A 19,158-nucleotide genomic window follows, 5' to 3' on the forward strand; every position below is an offset into this window, starting at 1 on the left:
CTTGTTAAAGAACGTGGGCTGGGGTGGCAGGCGTCCTGTGGTGCCGGGACGGATGGTGGCCAAGGCTCGAACAGTCCGCCGGTGGCAGGTCGTGGCATGCTTGGCGAGTGGGCCGGTGTTCGCTTGGCTGCCGGAGTGGACCAGGAGGTTTGAATGACTGCGACGACCCTGACGGTTGAATCCGGCGTCGGGCCGGCAGACCGCGACGGTGCCGCGCGCGTCGGGCCGACAAAGCAAATGACGGCTGGACAGGGCAAGTGGCGCATCCTTTTGCCCGTGCGGGGGACCATTGAATCGAAAACGCGTCTGCTGCCCGAGGATAGAGCAGGTGTGCACCGGCGCAGCCTGGCCCTGGCCTTCGCCCGCGACGCGGTGGCGGCGGTCTTTGAGAGCGCCGAAGTTGCGGAGGTGACTGTCATTACCGCAGACCGTCACGCCGCAACCGAGTTTGCCGCGATGGGCGTGAGGATTCTCCATGAGACGGGCCGCGACGGCCTGAATGCGGCGATCCGCAGAGGCCTTAGATATATGGAAGACGCGCATCCCGCCAGCCCGCGCGCGGTGCTGCTGGCCGATCTTCCGGCCCTGACCGGCGCAGACGTCGACGCCGCGCTGGCATGGGCAGCGCTCTCGGGAACGGCGGTGGTGCCGGATGCCGACGGAACCGGGACCACCATGATCACGGCCCTTCCCGGACATGCCTTGGACCCCGCATTTGGTCCCGGCTCCTTGGCTCGCCATCGGGCGGCGGGCCTGCGCACACTCCCGTTGGACCAACGATCCACCATTCGCAGGGATGTGGACACCTGGTCGGATCTTGAGCAGGCGGCCCGGCTGGGCGTGGGCTCCCACACCCGCCAGACGTTAAGCGAGCTCGGCCTGCTGGCGGGATTCAGGCCGTAGGCTACTCCCGCTGCGGCGGCGCCGGATCCTCCCGGCTGCTCCCAGGGCGTCAGCGGCCAACGCGGCGCTCGTGACGGCATCCCGCATCCACAACGGCGCAACAGTCGTGTGAATTCCAGCTGACTCGATGCTTTCGGCCAGCCCCGCATCGGCTTCATCGATGAGCCAGCCGTCGAGAATCCCTCCGTTGAGGCGCGATCCGTAGTGGGCTGCGACCGCGTCGGCGCGTGTGGCCACGCCGACGGCGGCCAGACAGGCATCCGCCATCCCCCTGACGGGAGCCCCCGAAATGATGGGCGAAATGCCGACGACTGTTGCCGCCGTCGTGCGGATCGCTTCGCGGATTCCCGGCACATTGATGATCATCCCGATGGAGACGACGGGGTTCGAGGGGGCCAACAGCACCACGTCCGCTTCGGCGATGGCTTCCAGCACGCCCGGTGCCGGCACGGCGGCGCCCAAACCCTCCTGGACGAACTCCCGGACCGGCAGCGCCGCCCGGTGCTTGACCCACCATTGCTCGAAATGCATCGTGGTTTGACAGCCGGGGGTGTCCGGATCATCGACCACCACGTGCGTTTCGACCGATTGATCGCTCATGGGCAGCAGCTCAACGCCAAGATCCCATCGCGCCGCCAGCCGCGACGTCGCCTCGCTCAGCGTCAGGCCCTCGCGCAGAAGATGCGAGCGCGCGATGTGGGTGCCGAGGTCCAAGTCACCCAACGTAAACCAGGGCCAGCCGACGCCGTAGGAGGCCAGCTCCGCGCTGACCCGCTCGCTTTCACCGACGCGTCCCCAGCCGCGCGCCTCATCGTTGACCCCGGCCAAGGTGTACATGACCGAATCGAGGTCCGGACAGATCCGCAGGCCGGTCAGCCACATGTCGTCTCCGGTGTTGACCACCGCCGTGATGCGGGCCGCGGCGCCGACGTCGGCATCAGGCGGGGAAACCTGCAGGTGCTCCCGCAGACCTCGCAGGAAGCGGGCTCCGCCAACGCCTCCGGCCAGCACTGTGACCCTCATGGAATGACCACCGCGGCCTGGGCCGATCCGGTCATTTCAGGCTCAGTCAGTTCAGGGCGACCCGGCCCTGGCAATAAGACGTGCCGACTCGTTTCCGGATTTCTGCAGGTCCTGATGAACTGGCCGCATCCAGCGTTGGACGTTGCGATGCGCGGATGATCGAAAAGCTCCATCGTCCAAGTCTTGCGCATAGAGTTTCGGAAGGCCCGGTTAGACACACGGTGTGGAGATCTTGCACCAGCCTTTCCGTCTGCGTGTCCCCGCCCCGGACGAGTTGCGCCGGGCCATCCCCGCCGGCCCCGATCCGTGGGACCATATGGCCAAGGCAAGGGTGACCCGCGGACGGGAGAAAGCATGAGGGATGAGGAGGCGGCGGGCCCCGCAGCGGCGGTCCGGCTCACCGCCGTCGTGCACGGGACGGTCCAGGGCGTCGGCTTCCGCTACTTGGCCGCGCGCAAGGCACGGGAGCTGTCCCTGGCCGGCAGTGCCGTCAACCGGAACGACGGCACCGTTGAGGTCATCGCGGAAGGCCCGCCGGAGTCGGTCCGGGCACTGCTCGACTGGCTGGAATCGCCCGAGGCGCCGGGCGTCGTCACGACCGTGGAGGCGGCCGTCGGCCCCGCAGGCGGGCATCGGCCCGGCTTTCAGACCGGCTAGCCGCGACCATGAGTGCACTCCGTCGGGCCAGCGCGCTACAGTGGCGATGAGGGCCCCGGTCCGCGGGCGCCGTTGTTGGGCCGCCTTCGTGATCGGTGGTCGATCGACTGGAGGAATGCCATGCCAACGTTCGTTCACACCACCGCTGTGCCCTACCCGCGAGCGGACGTTTTCGCCTGGTTCGAACGCCCGGGCGCATTTGTCCGGCTCACCCCGCCGTTCACCGGATCCGTCCTGCAGGAGCCCAGCAACGGGATTGAGCCGGGCTCGACGGCGGCGCTGGGGATGGGTGCCCCGGGCGGGGTCGGGCTGTGGCTGGGGGCCGTGTCCGGCACCGTGAGCGGCGTACTGCCGGAACGGCTGCGCGGGCTGAACGTGATGCGCCCGCAGCTGCGCTGGGAGGCCCTGCACACGGAGCTCACGCCCGGGCGGGCGTTCACCGACGTCATGACCAGCGGGCCGCTGACCAGCTGGACCCATCAGCACACGTTCACGGACGGCCCGCAACCCGGCAGCACCGTCCTGAAGGACACCGTCAGTTACGAGCTGCCGCCGCCCACCGGCCGCCACTGGGTGCTGCGCCGCTTTGAGGCGGAGCTGGAGCGGGTCTTCGCGTTCCGGGAACGCCAGCTCCTGGGAGACCTGCGCTTTCATCACCAACACCCCGGGCAGCCGCGCACGGTTGCCGTGACCGGGGCGTCGGGGATGATTGGCACGCAACTGTGCGCGTTGCTGGGCGGCGGCGGCCACCGCGTGCTGCGGCTGGTCCGCAGGGCTCCGGGGCGCGAAGGGGAGATCTTTTGGGACCCGTCCACCGGGACACTGGACGCACAGTCCCTGGCCGGGTGCGACGTCGTCATCAACCTGGCCGGCCACACCATAGGAGGCCGGTTCACGGCCAAGACCAGGGACCTCATCTATCGCAGCCGGATCCCGGGCACGCAGCTGCTTGCCGAAAAACTGGCCGCCCTGGCGTCCGACGGCGTGCCGCGCACTCTGGTCAGCGGCTCCGCGGTCGGATACTACGGGGCCAGCCCGCACCGTGCGGCGGACCACCACGGCCAGCGCGACTCGCGGGCCCTGGTGGAAACCGATCCCGCCGGAAACGACTTCTTGGCACACGTGTGCCGCTACTGGGAGGCGGCATGCCGGCCGGCCGCGGAGGCAGGGGTCCGCGTGGTCAACATCCGCACCGGGCTCGTCCAGACCCCGTCCGGCGGCGTACTGCAAATGCTCCTGCCGCTGTATTTGGCGGGCGTCGGCGGGCCGGTGGGCAAGGCACAGTGGCAAAGCTGGATCGGCCTCGATGACATTGCCGGCATTTTCGCCCACGCCGCCCTCACCGGTTCCCCGACCGGTCCCGTCAATGGCGTGGCGCCTCACCCGGTGACGGCCGAACAATATGCCCGGACGCTGGGCGCGGTGCTGCACCGGCCGTCCGCCATGAAGGTTCCCGCAGCCGGTCCCCGGCTGCTTCTGGGCAGGCAGGGCGCACGGGAGCTGGCGCTCGCCGACCAACGGGTCTCCTCCGACAAGGTCGAGGCCAGCGGCTACGAGTTCCGGCACCGCTCGCTGGAGGAGGCGCTGCGGCACGTGCTCGGGCGGTGAGCCGCGGCGCCGGAAACTCACGTCCGGCATGCGTAGAACCCGCCGCAGGTTCGACGCCACTGAAGACGCTGCGCACAACCCGGAGCGAGTTCCGCGCATAAGGGAAGCCGGCCGGGGGCGCTTACCGGCGGTGCTTGTCGGCGGCCTGCGCCGGGGTGGCGAGTGCCGGCGTCACACGGGCGGCCCTCAGCCCCAGGATCACCATGGGGACCAGGACGGCCAGGGCCATCATGTTGACCCAGAAGAAGCCGCCGCCGGCCAGCATCGGCCCGGCGAGGGCGGCCATGGCGGCGGCACCGAAGTTCATCAGCATGTCGTTCGCGCCCTGGAGCGGGATGCGGATTTCCTCCGCGGCCGCCGTGCTGAGCAGGGACGAGCCGCCGATCAGGCACGCCGACCAGCCCAGCCCCAGCGTGGTGAGCGCGACCGACATCAGCACGGGGTCGCCGCTGTCGGAGACGGTCGCGCCGAGCGTGATGGCCGCCAGGAAGGTGGCGAGGCCCAGCCACACCACGCGGGCGGCGCCGACCCTGTCCACCAGCCAGCCAAACAACGGGCTGGCGGCGTACATGCCCAGGATGTGCAAGCTGATGACAATCCCGATGATCTCCAGCGAATGTCCGTTATGGTCCATGGCCACGGGAGTCATGACCATCACGCCCACCATGATCATGTGCCCGCCCGTCACCGCGGCCAGCGCAAACAAGGCGCGCGGATTGCGGCCCGCCAGGCGCAGCGCGGTCCAGGCGCCGTGCGTCCTGGCCGCCCCGGGTGGTGTGGGATGGTCGACGCCGGCACCGGCCGCGGCGGGTCCGTCACCTTGGGCGTGCGGTGTCTGGACGGTGCCCCGCGGGGACCTGGCGGCGCCCAGGAAGAACGTGGCGATGACCAGTGAGGCGGTAAGGAAGGCGACCAGGGAGAACACAAACGGCCCGGCGAGGGGGACAATGTCGAGGCTGATGCCCAGGCGGCGGCCCGGTTCCGACAGGTTTGGCCCCGCCACCGATCCCACGGTGGTGGCCCAGATGACGATCGCCATGGCCCGCCCGGCCGTTTCGGGCGGGGCGCCGTCCACGGCCGCGTATCTGGCCTGCAGCCCGGCCGCGCTCGCCGAGCCGAAGAACAGCATGCCGGCGGCCATGAGCCAGAACTGTCCCAGGCTCGCGGAGAGCAGGACAAGCGCGGCGCCCACCGCGCCGAGGGCAAAGCCGGCGCTCAGGGCCGCGCCACGGCCGGCGCGGACGGCCAGGTTGGCCAGGGGGACGGCCACCAGCCCGGCGCCCAGCGTGGAGGCGGTCTGGACAAAGCCGGACGCGGCCGTGGTTCCGGCCAGCTCGGCGGCCAGGATGCCGCCCACCGAAATGCCGGAGGCCACACCCACGCCGGAGAGCAGCTGGCCAACCACCAGGACCAGTTGGTTGCGGCGCTGCCGGGCTGGGTTGGTCATGCTGGTGGATCCTTCGGTCGGGGATGGTGTGGTGGGCGGCTTCAGACCAGTTTGGCAGACGGAAGGCCATATGGCAGGGCGGCGGGGACTCGCTTAAACGCTGCGGAGCCCCTCAAGCGCTGCGGAGCCGCTCAAGCGCTGTTGCCCGACGGCGTCTGAGCGGGTCCCCAGCGCTTGAGGCGTGTCCGGGCCTCGACGGGCGCTTCGGGCTGCCCGAGCGCGGCAGACGCCGTCGTGCCGACCGCCGAACTGAGCAGGTCCAAGGCCGCGGATTGGATCTTCCAGCGCTGCCAATACAGGGGGATGGCCGTGACGCGGCCGGGGACGAGTTCCGCGAGGCGTCCGCTGCGCAGCCCCTCACGGCAGTGCGCCTCCGGCAGGAGCCCCCAGCCCAGGCCTGCGCGCACCGCGGCCGCGAACTGCACGGTGTCCGGGATGAAGTGCTGCCCGCCCGTGGCGCCCGGGCCGGCGACCGAGGCGAGGAAGTTGGTCTGCAGGGTGTCGGTGCGGTCGAACTGGATGATGGGGGCGGCCCTCAGCAGCGCCGGATCGAAGCCGCCGGGGAACCAGCGGCGCAGAAAGCCGGCTGACGCCACGGCCCGGTAGCGCATGGACCCCAGCGCCGCGACGGAGCAGCCCTGCACGGGATCGGCCGACGCCGTGACGGCCGCCATGACGGAACCGGAACGCAACATGGCCACGGAATGCTGCTCGTCCTCGCGCAGCACCTCAAACGTCAGCCCGGCCTCCTCGGGGACGGCGGCCAGCGCGTCGACAAACCAGGTGGCCAGGGAATCGGCGTTGACCACCACCGGGATGGCCGTGCCGCCCCCGGGGCGCCCCCCGATGCCGAGCTCCGCGGCGGCGTCGGCCTCGAGCTGGCGCAACTGCAGCGCCAGCTTCAGCACAATGACACCGGCCGGCGTCGCCGCAACCGGCGTGCTGCGCTGCAACAGGACCTGCCCCGCCGCCTGCTCCATGGCCTTGATGCGCTGGGACACGGCGGAGGCCGTGACGTGCAGTTGGCCCGCCGCCGCGTCAAACGTCCCGGCCTCCAGCACGGCGACAAACGTGCGCAGCTGCTCGGTCTGAAAATTCAACATTAGATTTCCTTAGGCAGCGACAGAATACTTAGCTGTACCGAGAGTGCCCAGCCTAGTAGCTTCGAAGCTGTGATACCACTGGACATTCTCGCCGCGGCAGCCACCGGACTCGGCGCCGGGCTGGCCCTGATCGTCGCCATCGGCGCACAAAACGCGTTTGTGCTCCGCCAAGGCATCCACGGGGAGCACGTGTGGCTGGTCGTATTGGTGTGCATGGCCAGCGACGTCGTCCTCATCGCCGGCGGGATCTTCGGCATCGGCGAGGTGGTGCGGGCCGTGCCGATCGTCGTCGTGGCGATCCGCGTGGCCGGGGCCCTGTTTCTGTTCGCCTACGGCGTGCTGGCCGCCAAGCGCGCCTTCCGGCCCGGTCGCCTTGTCGCCGGCCGGCAGCTGGGGACACTGAGCCGGGGGGCCGTCCTGGCCACCGTGTTGACCCTGACCTGGCTGAACCCGCACGTCTACCTGGATACGGTGTTGTTGCTGGGCACGCTCGCCAACCAGCACGGGGAGCTGCGCTGGTGGTTTGGCGCGGGCGCGGCGCTGGGCAGCGTGATCTGGTTCAGCGCCCTGGGCTTCGGCGCCCGCCTGCTCCGCCCCGTCTTTGCCAGGCCCGCGTCGTCTTTGCCAGGCCCGCGTCCTGGCGCGTGCTCGACGCGCTCATCGCCGCCGTCATGATCCTGCTGGCCGTGCGGATGGCGGTGGGGGCATAGCCGGCGCTAGATGAAATCCATCTCCACCTGCAAGAAGGCCTCCGCGGACGCAATGGCCGCGTCAAACGCCTCCCGCTCCGTGGGCGACTTTTGCGGAGTCCGGGTGAACCACTCGTGGTTGTCCATGTGGACCTTGGTAAAGCCGCTGCCGGGCGGGGCATAAAAGACCGCAAATCGCTGGACGGGCCACTCCGGGCCGGTCTCGATCGCCACGAGCAGGGCCGCACGCAGCGCCGGATTGACCCATTGGGCGATGGGCCGGCGGCGGTCCTCGCGAAAGAGCCCGGCCGCGTACCGGGCCGCGGATTGCGGGCCCATCTCCGCGCACAGCCGATCCCACCACATCGGCAGTATCTCGGTGTCGTGGCGGATCCATTCGGCCGGAAGCATCGGCCCGTCCTGGCGCGGGGTCACGCTTTAATTTTAGCGATTGTTCGTGTAGTTGCCAGAGGTTCGCGCGGGGGACCGTGGCCCGGTCACGGGCGCCTATTCGCAGCCGACGCCGTCCCCGTCGCGGTCGAATTTGGGCTCGAAGCCGGGCTGGCCCGCCCGGATGGGCGCGGCACCGGCAGCCCGGACCGCGGCGCAATTTTGATAGTGCACGGAGGCGCCCGGCGGCTGCATCAGGGGAGCGGGGGCGGGCGGAGCGGGGGCGGGTGCCACGGGCGCAGCCGGCGCCGGGGCCGGGGGTGCCGGGGCGGGCGCCGGGGCCGGTGCTTCCACCCCGGCGCAATCGTTGAGGATGCGTGCCATTGCGTCATGTTCGGCCCGGGTGACCCACAGGCCGTAGGCGGCCTTCACGGAGATTTGCCGCGCCACGTAGGGGCAGCGGTAGTCCTTGTGCGGCGGCAGCCAGGTCGCGGCATCCCCGTCGCTCTTTTGCTGGTTCGTGGGGCCGTCCACGGCCAGCAGGTTCAGGGGATCGTTGGCAAAGGCGGTGCGCCGCTCGGCGGAGAGCTGCTGGGCGCCCTTCTGCCAGGCGTCGCTCAGGGCCACCACGTGGTCGATCTGCACGGCCGTGCTGGTTGTCTGGCCGCGCACAAAGGAAATGGTCCGGGCCGTGTAGGGGTCCGCCAGCACGCCGGTGAGGACCAGGCAATCCCGCGTCCCGGGCCTGAACGTCTTGGCTGTCAGGTCGCGGCCCAGAATGTCGTTGCGGGTGTCGCAGCCGTTCCGGTCCACATCCGCCCACGCGTGGCCGAATTCGGCGCGGCTGTATCCCGTTTTTGGCGCACGGCCCTTCACGGGCAGCGTAGCCAAGAGGTCCAGGGCCGTCGCCGCCAGTGCGGGCCGCGCATTTCCGGCCAGGTCGGCGGCCAGGTCGGCCGTTTCCGTCGGGGCCTGGGACTGGGAGCTTGGGGCGGCGGTTTCCGTCGGGGCCTGTGCCGCCGCGGGCGCCGGGGCGCCGCCGCACGCCGTCGTGATGAACAGGAGGGACGCCAGTGCGGGGGCAAGGATGAAATCGGAGCGGGAGCGGGAGGCGCGCAGGAGCTTCACGGGGACTTTCTGGAGGCGTTGGGGTACGAGGGGAAGGAGCGGAGGCGGGTTCGACTACGCCTTTCGTGTCATTTGGTCATTTAAACACAGCAGGTGCACGGCCCCGAACCTTCCGTGGCCGGGACCGGCGCAAGCCGGCCTATTTCTGATCGCCCTCCGCTGTCCGCGACCGCTCCAAATACGGCTTGGCGTGCTCCAGCCCGGACTCCAGGGCATGCACCGTCCCGTCCATGGTCGCCGCGGCCGTGGCCCGAAAGGTGTCGATCGCATCCATGGTGGCGAAGACGTTGTCGAAGGCCTTTTGGAGCGTCTCGACGTTGACCCCGGAGCCGGCGGCCTGCTGGTGGATGCGCACGGTCTGGTCCTTGAGCATCTCGGAGGTCTTGAGGATCATGGTGTTGGTGGTGGCGTTGATGGCATCGATCTGGTCCAGGACCATTTTCTGGTTGGCCAGCGCCTGGGCCACGATCACGGCCGTGCGCAGTGCGGAAATGGTGGTGGTGCGGGCCCGGTCCACGCCCTTGATCAGTTCCTGGTTGTTCTTGCGCGTCAGGTCCATGGCCAGGTAGCCCTGGACCGAAACGGCCAGCTGGGTCAGGACGTCCTGGTGGCGCTGGCGGATGGGGAACAGCACGTCCGCCTCAAGCTGCCGGGCCGCCTCCGTCCGCCCCGCCGCCTGCAGCTGCGCCACCGTGTCGACGCACGCGTCGTCGAGCGCCTTCGCATAGACGGCGGTCTCGCTCAGGCCCTGCATGGTCTCCCACAGCCTGACCTTTTCCCCCGCCAAGTCCGCGTTGTCGGCGCGCAATTCGTCCTGGCCCGCCAAAAGAGACTTGATGATCGCGTCCAACTGGCCCTGGGCGGACTCATAGCGCTGGAAATACTTGGCCACCTTGTTGCCCCGGGGGATGAAGCCCAGGAGCTTGCGGCCCGTACCCAGGTCGGCGTTGTTGGGGGTCAGCTCCTCCACGGCGCCGCGCAGCTCGTTCAGCGTCTCCGCCACGTGCGCCTGGGCGCTGCTGCCGCTGCGCTTGGCCCCGGAAACCGAGGTGGTGGAGCGCTCCAATATGCGCCTGGACGCGTCGGCGGAGGACGTCATGTGCGGGGCGGCCAGCCGGGAGATGCCTTCGACCTTGCGGGCAAACTCGGGGCTGCGCGCGTCCATTCCGGCGATCCCGGCAATAAAGTCCTTCGCCTGCCGGCTGATTTCAGCCTGGCGTTCTTCGGGGACGGGAATCATGCCGGGCACCTGCTCGGCAGTGACGATCTCCGGCGCGTCCGGGGCGTTCAGGATCAGCGCGTTGTCATCGCCGGTGGGGGGAAGCAACGGAGAAGTCATGATCAACGAGCCTTTCCTTCAGTGGACTCGGGCGGGGCGTCGCGCGTGACGGCGACCCGGTGCCCGGCAATCACTGACAATGCTATTGCCTTGCGGGCCCCACCTGGCGGCGGCGCCCCGACCCCTTTTGGTTCCGGCCCGCGGACGCCGGGGCCATCGATTGCGCGGGCCCCGCATAGAATGGCCGCCATGACTGCCATCGCCGCAACGCACACCTTGCCCAAGGCCGAACTTCACCTGCATATCGAGGGTACGCTCGAGCCCGAACTGATCCTGGAGCTGGCCGCGCGCAACCACATAGTCCTGCCGCATCCCACGTTGGAGGGGCTGCGCGCACAGTATGAGTTCACGGACCTGCAGTCCTTCCTCGACCTCTACTACGCCAACATGGCCGTCCTGGTCACCGAGGCCGACTTCACCGACATGACCCGGGCCTACCTGCGGCGCGCCCAGGCCGCCGGCGTGCGGCATGCGGAGATCATGTTCGACCCCCAGGCGCACCTGGCGCGCGGCGTCCCGCTGACGACGACGGTCGCCGGCATCACGGCCGCGCTCGCCGGCAGCGAGGCGGAGTTTGGCATCACGACCGGGCTGATCGCCGCGTTCCTCCGGGATGAATCCGAGGACTCCGCGCTGGATGTCCTGGAACGGCTGCTGGCGATGGCCGCGCCCATCATCGGGATCGGGCTGGACTCCGCGGAGGTGGGCAATCCGCCGTCGAAGTTCATCAGATTGTTTCGGCGGGCCAAGGAGGCCGGACTGCACCTGGTGGCGCACGCCGGGGAGGAGGGGCCGCCCAGCTATGTGTGGGGTGCCCTGGACCTGCTCGGGGCCGAGCGGATCGACCACGGCATCCGGAGTGTGGAGGACGCCGTGCTGATCACCCGCCTGGCCGCCGAGCAGGTGCCGCTGACCGTCTGCCCGCTCTCCAATGTCCGGCTGCGCGCCGTGGACACCCTGGCCGCCCATCCCCTGCCGCACATGCTCGACGCCGGCCTGAACGTGTGCGTGAATTCCGACGATCCGGCCTACTTTGGCGGGTACGCGGGCCGGAACCTGGACGCCGTGGCGGAGGCGTTTGGCTTTGGCGCGGACACGCTGGAACGGCTGGCCGGAAATTCGATCCGCTCCTCCTTTGCGGCGGCGGAACGCAAGGCAGAGCTGCTCGCAGAGCTGGCCACGTGGCGGGCGGGGCAGGGGTACCCTTCGCCGAAGTAGCCGGCGCCCGCCGAGACTCGCCGGCATGTGGACGGGTTTCGACGCGGGGCGGCTACCTCGGCGCGGGGGTCAGCCGAGCGCGAGCAGCTGCCCCGCGGCCGTGGCCACCGCGCCGGCCTGCTCCACGAGCAGCACCGCACCCAGGGCGCACATGATGATGCCGCTGCCAAGCGTGATGCCGCGGGCGGCGCCGGGCCGGGAGCGCAGCAGGCGCCGCGATCCGGCCGCCACAGCTGTGTAGATGACCGCGGCCGACGCCACAAACGTCAGCCCCAGGATGATCGACTGGACCGGGACGGAAAAGCCGGCGTCACGCCGAATGAACTGCGGGGTCAGGGCCACGAAGAACAGCAGCCCCTTGGGATTGATGCTGCTGGTGCCCACGCCCTGGAGGTAGGCGCGCAGGCGCGTGGCGGCGCCGTCGGGCCCCACGACGGTGCCGGCCGCCCTGAAGCCGGCGCCGCGCCAGGACTTGGCGGTGACAAAACCGAGCCACAGCAGGTAAAGCGCCCCGGCGACGGTCAGCCCGAGCAGGAGGCCCGGCAGCGCGGCCATGAGCGCGGCGATCCCGGCCGCCAGGAGCAGCGTGTGCAAAACGTAGCCGCTGCACAGCCCGGCCACCGCGGGAACAAAGCTGCGCCGGCCCAGCCCGGCGGCAATGGAATAGGCCCAGTCGGGTCCCGGCGTGCAGGTCAGGGCCACGGCGACGATGAGAAATCCGATGAGTGCCTGCGGGTCCATGGTGCTCCTGGGAAGTRGTGTTGGGAGCAAGTTTAGGGAAAATCGAGGCAGAAGTGCTTATCAATTCCTGCCCTGAAGCGCCCAAATGAGATAAAATCATTAGGTGATTGATCGCATTGACAGAGAAATTTTGCGCCGTCTTCAGGATGACGGGCGCATGACGGCCACCGCGCTCGCAACGGAGGTGGGCCTGACCGTTGCCCCGTGCCATCGCCGGCTCAAGGACCTGGAGGCGTCCGGGGCCATCAGCGGCTACCGTGCCGTCATCGACCCGGCCGCCGTCGGCCTGGGTTTCGAGGCATTGGTGTTTGTCACGCTGGCGCAGGTGGACCGGGCCACGATCGACGAATTTGAGGCGATGGTGGCCGAGATCGGGCACATCACCTCGGCCCAGCGCCTCTTTGGGGACCCCGACTACATCTTGACGATCGTGGCCCGGGACCTCCCCGCCTACCAGGAGTTTTACGACACCCGCCTGACGAGCCTGCCCGGCGTGCTGCGGCTGCGCTCCACCCTGGTCATGAAGAACCTCAAGCCGGGCGCCGGACTGCCGCTATAGCCATTGCCTGAGCAGCCGTACGGGATTGATCGGCCGCTCATGTGGTCAGTCCACAGGGGATGTGACGTGCCCTACAGTGGGTCTATGAAAATCGCGCTCTTTGCCACCTGCATCGTGGACGCCATGTATCCGCGCACCGCACGGGCCACCGTCGCCATCCTGGAGCGGTTGGGGCACGAGGTGATCTTCCCGGCCGGCCAGGCCTGTTGCGGGCAGATGCACATCAACTCCGGCTACTTCCAAGAGGCCCTGCCCGTGGTGGCCAACCATGTGCGGGCCTTTGACACGGAGGACTACGACGTCGCCGTGGCACCTTCGGGGTCGTGCGTCGCCAGTGTGAAGCACCAGCAGGCCATGGTGGCCCGGCGCTGCGGCGATGACGCCCTGGCGGCCCGGGCCGCCGCCGTCGGCGCCAAAACCTACGAGCTGTCCCAGCTGTTGACCGACGTCCTGGGAGTCACGGACGCGGCCGGGCAGCTGGGCTCGCACTTCCCGCACAAGGTGACCTACCATCCCAGCTGCCACGGCATGCGGTTGCTTCACCTCGGGGACCGGCAGCTGAACCTGCTGGCCAGCGTGGGCGGGATCGAACTGGTGGTGCTGCCCGAAGCCGAGCAGTGCTGCGGCTTTGGCGGCACCTTCGCCCTGAAAAACGCCGACGTCTCCAGCGCCATGCTGGCGGACAAGACGGCCAACATTCGCGGCACCGGCGCGGAACTGTGTACCGGCGGGGATGCCAGCTGCCTGATGCACATCGGCGGCGGACTCTCCCGGCAGGGCAGCGACGCGGGCACGCTGCATTTTGCCGAAATCCTGGCCAGCACGCTGGAAAATCCCGTCTCCGCCACCGGCGACGTGCAACTGGCGGGGAGCACGCGATGAGCAACACATTTCTGGGCATGCCGAGCCTGCCGGTCTTTGGCGGCGGCAACCTGCACGCGAGCGAACCGTTCCCGGCGGCCGCGCACCGCGAACTCGGCAACACCTCGCTGCGCGCCAACCTCGGCCACGCCACCCACACCATCCGGGACAAGCGCCTGCGCGTGGTGGCCGAGGTTCCCGACTGGGAGGCGATGCGCAGCGCCGGGGCGGCCATCAAGGAATCCGTCATGGCGAGGCTGCCGGAGTTGCTGGAGCAGTTTGAGGCGAACTTCACCGCCCGTGGCGGCATGATCCACTGGGCCCGCGACGCCCAGGAGGCCAACGAGATCATCACCGGGCTGATCCGTGCCACCGGCGAGACGGAGGTGGTGAAGGTCAAGTCGATGGCCACACAGGAGATCGGGCTCAATGAATATCTGCAGGGACAGGGCATTGCCGCGGTGGAGACGGACCTGGCCGAGCTCATCGTGCAGCTGGACCACGATCGGCCCAGCCACATCCTGGTCCCCGCCATCCACAAGAACCGCGGCCAGATCCGCGAGATCTTCCTGCGCGAGATGGACGACGTCGACCCCGCCCTCACGGACGACCCCGCCCGGCTGGCCGAGGCCGCCCGCAAGCACCTGCGCCGCAAATTCCTCGCCGCCAAGGTGGCCGTCTCCGGCGCGAACTTTGGCCTGGCGGACACCGGCACGCTGACCGTCGTGGAGTCCGAGGGCAACGGGCGCATGTGCCTGACCCTGCCGGAGACCCTCATCACCGTCATGGGGATTGAAAAGCTGCTGCCCCGCTTCGAAGACCTCGGGGTGTTCATGCAGCTGCTGCCGCGCTCCTCCACGGGGGAGCGGATGAACCCGTACACGTCCCTGTGGACCGGCGTCACCCCCGGGGACGGACCGCAAAACGTTCACCTGGTGATGCTGGACAACGGCCGCACCGCCGCGCTCGCCGACATCCAGGGCCGCTCGGCGCTGCACTGCATCCGGTGCTCGGCCTGCATGAACGTGTGCCCGGTGTACGAGCGTACGGGCGGGCACGCCTATGGCTCCACCTACCCCGGACCCATCGGCGCCATCTTGTCGCCGCTGATGACGGGCATCAAGAGCGAGGAGAACAACTCGCTGCCCTACGCGTCGTCGCTGTGCGGCGCCTGCTTCGATGCGTGCCCGGTGAAGATCAACATCCCGGAGATCCTGGTGCACCTGCGCGGGGTGGACGTCGATTCCCGGCGCGCCAAGATCAAGGTGCCGTCCCAGCTGGAGATGATGATGAAGGGCGCCGAGTGGGCCTTCTCCTCGGGGCAAAAGCTGAACATAGTGGAAAAGGGCCTGCCGCTCGGAAGGCTGGCCGCCGGACCGGACAAGGTGATCAGGAAGCTGCCCGGATTGGCCGGGAAGTGGACGCAAAGCCGAGACATCCCCGCCCCGCCCAGCCAGTCCTTCAGGCAATGGTGGGCCCGGGACCACGTTGCCCCCGAGTCCTCACCGAGCGCGGGAGAGCAGGCATGAGCGCCCGGGAAGACGTCTTGAGCCGGATCAGGTCCGCCCTGCGCGACTCCCCGGCCGCGCCGGAGATCCCGCGCAACTACCGCCGTGAGTCGTCCATGACGCCCGAACAGCGGCTGGAGCAGCTGGTGGAGCGACTGATGGACTACAAGGCCACCGTGTTTGCCGTGCCGGCCGCCGGCGCCGCCGCCAAGCTCGCCGAGCTGCTGGCCGGCAGCGCCTCCATTGTGGTGCCGCACGGCCTGCCGCGGGAGTGGCTTTCGGCCCTGCCGTCCGACGGCGGTGCGCCGGTCCGGCACGTCGACTCGCCCGGGCAGCCCCTCACCGTGGCAGAGCTGGACGCCGTGGACGCCGTGGTGACCGGCGCAGCCGTCGCGGTGTCCGAAACGGGCACCATCATGCTGGACGGGAGCCCGTCGCAGGGCCGGCGCATCATCTCCCTGGTGCCAGACCGGCACATCGTGGTGTTGCGGGCCGCGGACATCGTCGAGGTCCTGCCCGAGGCGATCGCCCTATTGGACGCCACCCGCCCGCAGACCTGGATCAGCGGCCCCAGCGCCACCAGCGACATCGAGCTCGAACGCGTCGAAGGCGTGCACGGGCCGCGGACCCTCGACGTGCTGATCCTGCGGTAGTTGAGCTGGCAGCTCCTGCGGGTGCGGGCGACGCCACGTACCGCCGGCGGTGGAAGCATGGCAGCCATGGATCCCTCGGAGCTGTTGGGCGACGCGTTTGGCCGGATCGGGCCCATCGTGAACGGGGCGTTGGAGGGCCTGGACGCCGACATGATGAATTGGCGCCCGGACGGGAGAGGCAACTCGATCACCTGGCTGGTGTGGCACCTGTGCCGAACCCAGGACCGGCAGGTGGCGGACGTGGCCGGGATCGACTCCGTGTGGAAGGCCGGAGGGTATGCCGCACGGTTTGGCTTCGACCTCGACCCCGCGGACACCGGCTACGGGCACACGCCGGAACAGGTGGCCGTCGTGCGGGTTGAATCCGCGGATTTGCTCCTGGAGTACCACGGCGCCGTCCTGCGGCAGAGCCTTGCCTACGTGCGGGGGCTTGCCGACACGGACCTGGACAAAGTCGTGGACCGGCGCTGGAGCCCGGCGGTCACCCTGGGCGTGCGGCTGGTGAGCATTCTCGCGGACTGCCTCCAGTACGGGGGCCAGGCAGCCTACGTCCGCGGCCTGGCCCTCAACGACCACCGCCATTAAATACGGACTATCCCTTACTTAATGGAGCATTCGAGCATACACTGGGCGCAACCCCGCTCCTTCGGCAAAATTCGTGCGCACTCTCCATTGGCCACCTAATTTGTTCGCCTGGAAGCTGCGCGGGCGGGGCGTGTTCTTATATGTTGCCGGGCGGCATTTTTCGATGTCGCCCGATTACGAGAGAGGCACAATCATGTCAGGAAACAAGGCCGTCGCCTACAAGGGCCCCGGAGTGGTTGAAGTCATCGACATCGACTACCCGAGCTTTGAACTCAAGGACGGACCCGGCGTCAACCCGGCCAACGTGGGCCGCAAGGTGCCCCACGGAGTCATTCTCAAGACCGTCGCCACCAACATCTGCGGATCGGACCAGCACATGGTGCGCGGGCGCACCACGGCACCGTCCAACCTGGTGCTGGGCCACGAAATCACCGGCGAGGTGGTCGAGGTGGGCCCGGACGTGGAGTTCATCAAGGTCGGAGACATCTGCTCGGTGCCATTCAACATTTCCTGCGGACGGTGTCGAAATTGCAAGGAGCGAAAAACCGGCATTTGCCTGAACGTCAATCCGGACCGCCCGGGCAGTGCCTACGGGTACGTGGACATGGGCGGCTGGGTCGGCGGGCAGGCCGAATACGTCCTGGTGCCCTACGCGGACTGGAACCTGCTCAAGTTCCCGGATCGGGACCAGGCGCTGGAGAAGATCATGGACTTGACCATGCTCTCGGACATCTTCCCGACCGGCTACCACGGTGCCGTGTCGGCCGGGGTGGGCGTCGGCTCCACGGTCTACATTGCCGGGGCCGGTCCCGTGGGCCTGGCCGCGGCGACCAGCGCACACCTGCTCGGTGCCGCCGTCGTCATTGTCGGGGACATGAACGCCGACCGCTTGAAGCAGGCGCGGACGTTTGGCTGCGAAACCATCGACCTGACCAAGGGCGATCCGGGCGATCAGATCGAGGCGCTGCTCGGCGTGCCCGAGGTCGACTGCGCCGTGGATGCGGTGGGCTTTGAGGCCAAGGGACACGGTGCCGATGCGGGTCATGAGGCGCCGGCCACGGTGCTGAACTCACTCATGGACGTCACGACCGCCGGCGGAGCCCTCGGGATCCCGGGACTCTACGTGACCGGGGACCCGGGCGGCATCGACGCCGCAGCGCAGAAGGGGTCACTGTCGCTGAGCCTGGGGACGGGCTGGGCGAAGTCCCTGTCCTTCACCACGGGGCAGTGCCCGGTGATGAAGTACAACCGCCAGTTGATGATGGCGATCCTGCATGAGAAGGTCCACATCGCCAAGAACGTCAACGCCAAGAGCATTCCGCTGGTGGATGCGCCGCGCGGCTATGCCGAGTTCGACGCCGGTGCCGCCACCAAGTACGTGCTCAATCCGAACGGGTACCTGAACTAGGACCGCCCTCCCAATCCGGCTCGCTGGGGACCGGATTGGGGCCCACTGGCCTTAAGTGGTTCAGGCGGGGTTCAGCGGGGCCCGCAAGGGCCACTCGGATCCCTCCAGGATGACTTGGGCGCAGGCCCCCGTTTCACTGTTCACCAGGATGGGTGCCGCGAGGTTCACGGTGCTGCGTGTGCCGGGGTTCACCACCACCAATACGGTGGCCCCGGTCCGATCCGTGCCGATGCCGGCCAGATCCGCCGCGGCCAGGCGGGGAGTGTAGTCGGGCAGGTGGATGGCCGCGTCCAGGACATACAGGCGGGCGGCGCCGTCCGCGGCCGTGATGGAAAACAGCCCCGTGGCGTTCTCGATGGCCGCCAGGGAGAAGTCAACCCTTGGTTCCAAGCCGGGCGGAGGCGCCGTGAAGAGCAGGTCCGCGGGCAGCTGCAGAGTCGCAGGACTCATCGGAGAAAGTCCATCAGGGTCGGCTGCAGGACTTTCGCCGTCACGCCGAGGGACGCCTGGTAAGCCAGCTCCTGTGTTTTCAGGTCAAGGATGGCCTTACCGATGTCCAGGTCCTCGATGCCTGAACGCTGGTTTTCCAGGTCCACGACGGCATTGGCGTTGGCGTCCTTGGCCCGCAACAACTCCGCGTGCCTGGCGCCGACCTCGGCCCGCCCGCCAATCACCTTGTCGAGGGCGGCGTCGACGGAGTCCAGGTGGGTGGACACGTCGGTCCCGGAACGCAGGTCATCGGCAATCTTCGTAATAAGCGCAAACACGGAAGTCGCAGCGTCCCCAAAGATCGCCGCACCGTCGGCATCCACGCGGATGGTCGCATCGGGGCTAATCCGCCGCTGTACGCTGCTGCCGGCCGCCCCGGTGAACGTGAAAGCGGTCGGCGTGTCAATAAAGGCGCCCGCAGCATCTGAGTTTCCGGCAAAAATATTTCGGCCCGTGAAGCGCGCGTTGGCTTGGTTGAGGAGATCCGCCTTGAGGGAATCCAGCTCAGTGGCAATCGCGTTCTTGGCGGCTTGGTTTATGGCCCCATTTGCCCCCTGGATGGTGGCATCCTTGACTTTTTGGAGCAGCGTGGTCGCATTTGCCAAGGCGCTGTCGGCGACCGTCATCCAGTCGTCGCCGTTGCCGATATTGCGCCCGTATTGGACGGCGGCGGCCTGTGCGGCGCGGACCGCCATGGAGTCGGCGGTGCCTGCGGGATCGTCCGAGGGCCGGGAGATTTTCTTTAAGTCCTGTGCACCCTGCTGCAGCTGCGCCAGCTTGGCGGCATTGGCCTGCATGCCGCGCTGGGCGGCCGCGGCCGTGGTTTGTGTGGTGACGCGGTTCAACATG

At 68.6% G+C, this 19,158-nt stretch carries 20 protein-coding genes; 11 read left to right on the forward strand and 9 right to left on the reverse strand.

The window, feature by feature from the left end; translation table 11 throughout:
- The first annotated feature begins 153 nt into the window (after positions 1-153).
- Entirely contained in the window at positions 154-903 is a 750-nt protein-coding gene (gene cofC, locus AB4Y80_RS09500) for a 2-phospho-L-lactate guanylyltransferase (protein ID WP_442213824.1), read from the forward strand.
- Here the strand turns inward: cofC and cofD are convergent.
- Positions 865-1,926: a 2-phospho-L-lactate transferase gene (cofD, locus tag AB4Y80_RS09505; protein ID WP_442213826.1), complete on the reverse strand. Its 1,062-nt coding sequence runs from the start codon at positions 1,924-1,926 to the stop codon at positions 865-867. The two genes, cofC and cofD, sit on opposite strands and share 39 nt — an antisense overlap.
- Positions 1,927-2,280: 354 nt before the next feature.
- On the opposite strand from cofD, the gene AB4Y80_RS09510 reads away from it, so the two are divergent.
- On the forward strand, positions 2,281-2,583 hold the full coding sequence (locus AB4Y80_RS09510) for an acylphosphatase (RefSeq protein ID WP_442213827.1): 303 nt from the start codon (positions 2,281-2,283) through the stop codon (positions 2,581-2,583).
- A gap of 120 nt (positions 2,584-2,703) precedes the next feature.
- Complete coding sequence (locus tag AB4Y80_RS09515; RefSeq protein ID WP_442213829.1) at positions 2,704-4,191, forward strand: TIGR01777 family oxidoreductase; 1,488 nt, start codon at positions 2,704-2,706, stop codon at positions 4,189-4,191.
- 121 nt (positions 4,192-4,312) lie between these two features.
- On the opposite strand, the gene AB4Y80_RS09520 is transcribed toward AB4Y80_RS09515, so the two are convergent.
- Positions 4,313-5,638 carry an MFS transporter gene (locus AB4Y80_RS09520; protein WP_442213831.1) on the reverse strand — a complete coding sequence of 442 codons (1,326 nt, stop codon included), beginning with the start codon at positions 5,636-5,638 and terminating at the stop codon, positions 4,313-4,315.
- Positions 5,639-5,769: 131 nt separating this feature from the next.
- Positions 5,770-6,741 (reverse strand): LysR family transcriptional regulator ArgP, encoded by a 972-nt coding sequence (locus AB4Y80_RS09525; protein ID WP_442213833.1) that lies wholly within the window; start codon positions 6,739-6,741, stop codon positions 5,770-5,772.
- 69 nt (positions 6,742-6,810) lie between these two features.
- Here AB4Y80_RS09525 and AB4Y80_RS09530 point away from each other — a divergent pair, with 69 nt between their 5' ends.
- A complete protein-coding gene (locus AB4Y80_RS09530) occupies positions 6,811-7,416 on the forward strand; it encodes a LysE/ArgO family amino acid transporter (protein WP_442213835.1) in 606 nt (201 codons plus the stop codon).
- 41 nt (positions 7,417-7,457) lie between these two features.
- Here AB4Y80_RS09530 and AB4Y80_RS09535 read toward each other — a convergent pair whose 3' ends face one another.
- The 3 genes from AB4Y80_RS09535 to AB4Y80_RS09545 form a co-directional block, all read right to left on the reverse strand.
- On the reverse strand, positions 7,458-7,841 hold the full coding sequence (locus AB4Y80_RS09535) for a hypothetical protein (RefSeq protein WP_442213900.1): 384 nt from the start codon (positions 7,839-7,841) through the stop codon (positions 7,458-7,460).
- A gap of 96 nt (positions 7,842-7,937) precedes the next feature.
- On the reverse strand, positions 7,938-8,948 hold the full coding sequence (locus tag AB4Y80_RS09540) for a GmrSD restriction endonuclease domain-containing protein (RefSeq protein ID WP_442213837.1): 1,011 nt from the start codon (positions 8,946-8,948) through the stop codon (positions 7,938-7,940).
- A 139-nt stretch (positions 8,949-9,087) separates the two neighbouring features.
- Positions 9,088-10,287: a toxic anion resistance protein gene (locus tag AB4Y80_RS09545; RefSeq protein WP_442213839.1), complete on the reverse strand. Its 1,200-nt coding sequence runs from the start codon at positions 10,285-10,287 to the stop codon at positions 9,088-9,090.
- A gap of 189 nt (positions 10,288-10,476) precedes the next feature.
- Here AB4Y80_RS09545 and AB4Y80_RS09550 point away from each other — a divergent pair, with 189 nt between their 5' ends.
- On the forward strand, positions 10,477-11,505 hold the full coding sequence (locus AB4Y80_RS09550; protein ID WP_442213840.1) for an adenosine deaminase: 1,029 nt from the start codon (positions 10,477-10,479) through the stop codon (positions 11,503-11,505).
- Positions 11,506-11,574: 69 nt separating this feature from the next.
- Here the strand turns inward: AB4Y80_RS09550 and AB4Y80_RS09555 are convergent, their stop codons facing one another.
- Positions 11,575-12,246: a LysE family translocator gene (locus AB4Y80_RS09555; protein ID WP_442213841.1), complete on the reverse strand. Its 672-nt coding sequence runs from the start codon at positions 12,244-12,246 to the stop codon at positions 11,575-11,577.
- A gap of 103 nt (positions 12,247-12,349) precedes the next feature.
- Between AB4Y80_RS09555 and AB4Y80_RS09560 the strand changes: the two genes are divergently transcribed.
- From AB4Y80_RS09560 to fdhA, 6 genes are all read left to right on the forward strand, one after another.
- Positions 12,350-12,805 carry an Lrp/AsnC family transcriptional regulator gene (locus AB4Y80_RS09560; RefSeq protein ID WP_442213843.1) on the forward strand — a complete coding sequence of 152 codons (456 nt, stop codon included), beginning with the start codon at positions 12,350-12,352 and terminating at the stop codon, positions 12,803-12,805.
- An 84-nt stretch (positions 12,806-12,889) separates the two neighbouring features.
- Complete coding sequence (locus AB4Y80_RS09565; RefSeq protein WP_442213845.1) at positions 12,890-13,687, forward strand: (Fe-S)-binding protein; 798 nt, start codon at positions 12,890-12,892, stop codon at positions 13,685-13,687.
- On the forward strand, positions 13,684-15,195 hold the full coding sequence (locus tag AB4Y80_RS09570; RefSeq protein ID WP_442213847.1) for a lactate utilization protein B: 1,512 nt from the start codon (positions 13,684-13,686) through the stop codon (positions 15,193-15,195). The genes AB4Y80_RS09565 and AB4Y80_RS09570 overlap by 4 nt, the downstream gene beginning before the upstream one ends.
- Positions 15,192-15,827: a LutC/YkgG family protein gene (locus AB4Y80_RS09575; protein WP_442213849.1), complete on the forward strand. Its 636-nt coding sequence runs from the start codon at positions 15,192-15,194 to the stop codon at positions 15,825-15,827. Before AB4Y80_RS09570 ends, AB4Y80_RS09575 begins: the two co-directional genes overlap by 4 nt.
- 66 nt (positions 15,828-15,893) lie before the next feature.
- Positions 15,894-16,412, forward strand: a complete 519-nt coding sequence (locus AB4Y80_RS09580) for a mycothiol transferase (RefSeq protein WP_442213901.1) — start codon at positions 15,894-15,896, stop codon at positions 16,410-16,412.
- 193 nt (positions 16,413-16,605) lie between these two features.
- On the forward strand, positions 16,606-17,820 hold the full coding sequence (fdhA, locus tag AB4Y80_RS09585) for a formaldehyde dehydrogenase, glutathione-independent (RefSeq protein WP_442213850.1): 1,215 nt from the start codon (positions 16,606-16,608) through the stop codon (positions 17,818-17,820).
- 60 nt (positions 17,821-17,880) lie between these two features.
- Here fdhA and AB4Y80_RS09590 read toward each other — a convergent pair whose 3' ends face one another.
- Both AB4Y80_RS09590 and flgL read right to left on the reverse strand, forming a co-directional pair.
- Positions 17,881-18,270: a flagellar assembly protein FliW gene (locus AB4Y80_RS09590; RefSeq protein WP_442213851.1), complete on the reverse strand. Its 390-nt coding sequence runs from the start codon at positions 18,268-18,270 to the stop codon at positions 17,881-17,883.
- Entirely contained in the window at positions 18,267-19,157 is an 891-nt protein-coding gene (flgL, locus tag AB4Y80_RS09595) for a flagellar hook-associated protein FlgL (RefSeq protein WP_442213852.1), read from the reverse strand. Before flgL ends, AB4Y80_RS09590 begins: the two co-directional genes overlap by 4 nt.
- Between the last annotated feature and the right edge of the window lies 1 nt (position 19,158).

This window comes from Specibacter sp. RAF43 (assembly GCF_052114065.1).
Classification (GTDB): domain Bacteria; phylum Actinomycetota; class Actinomycetes; order Actinomycetales; family Micrococcaceae; genus Specibacter.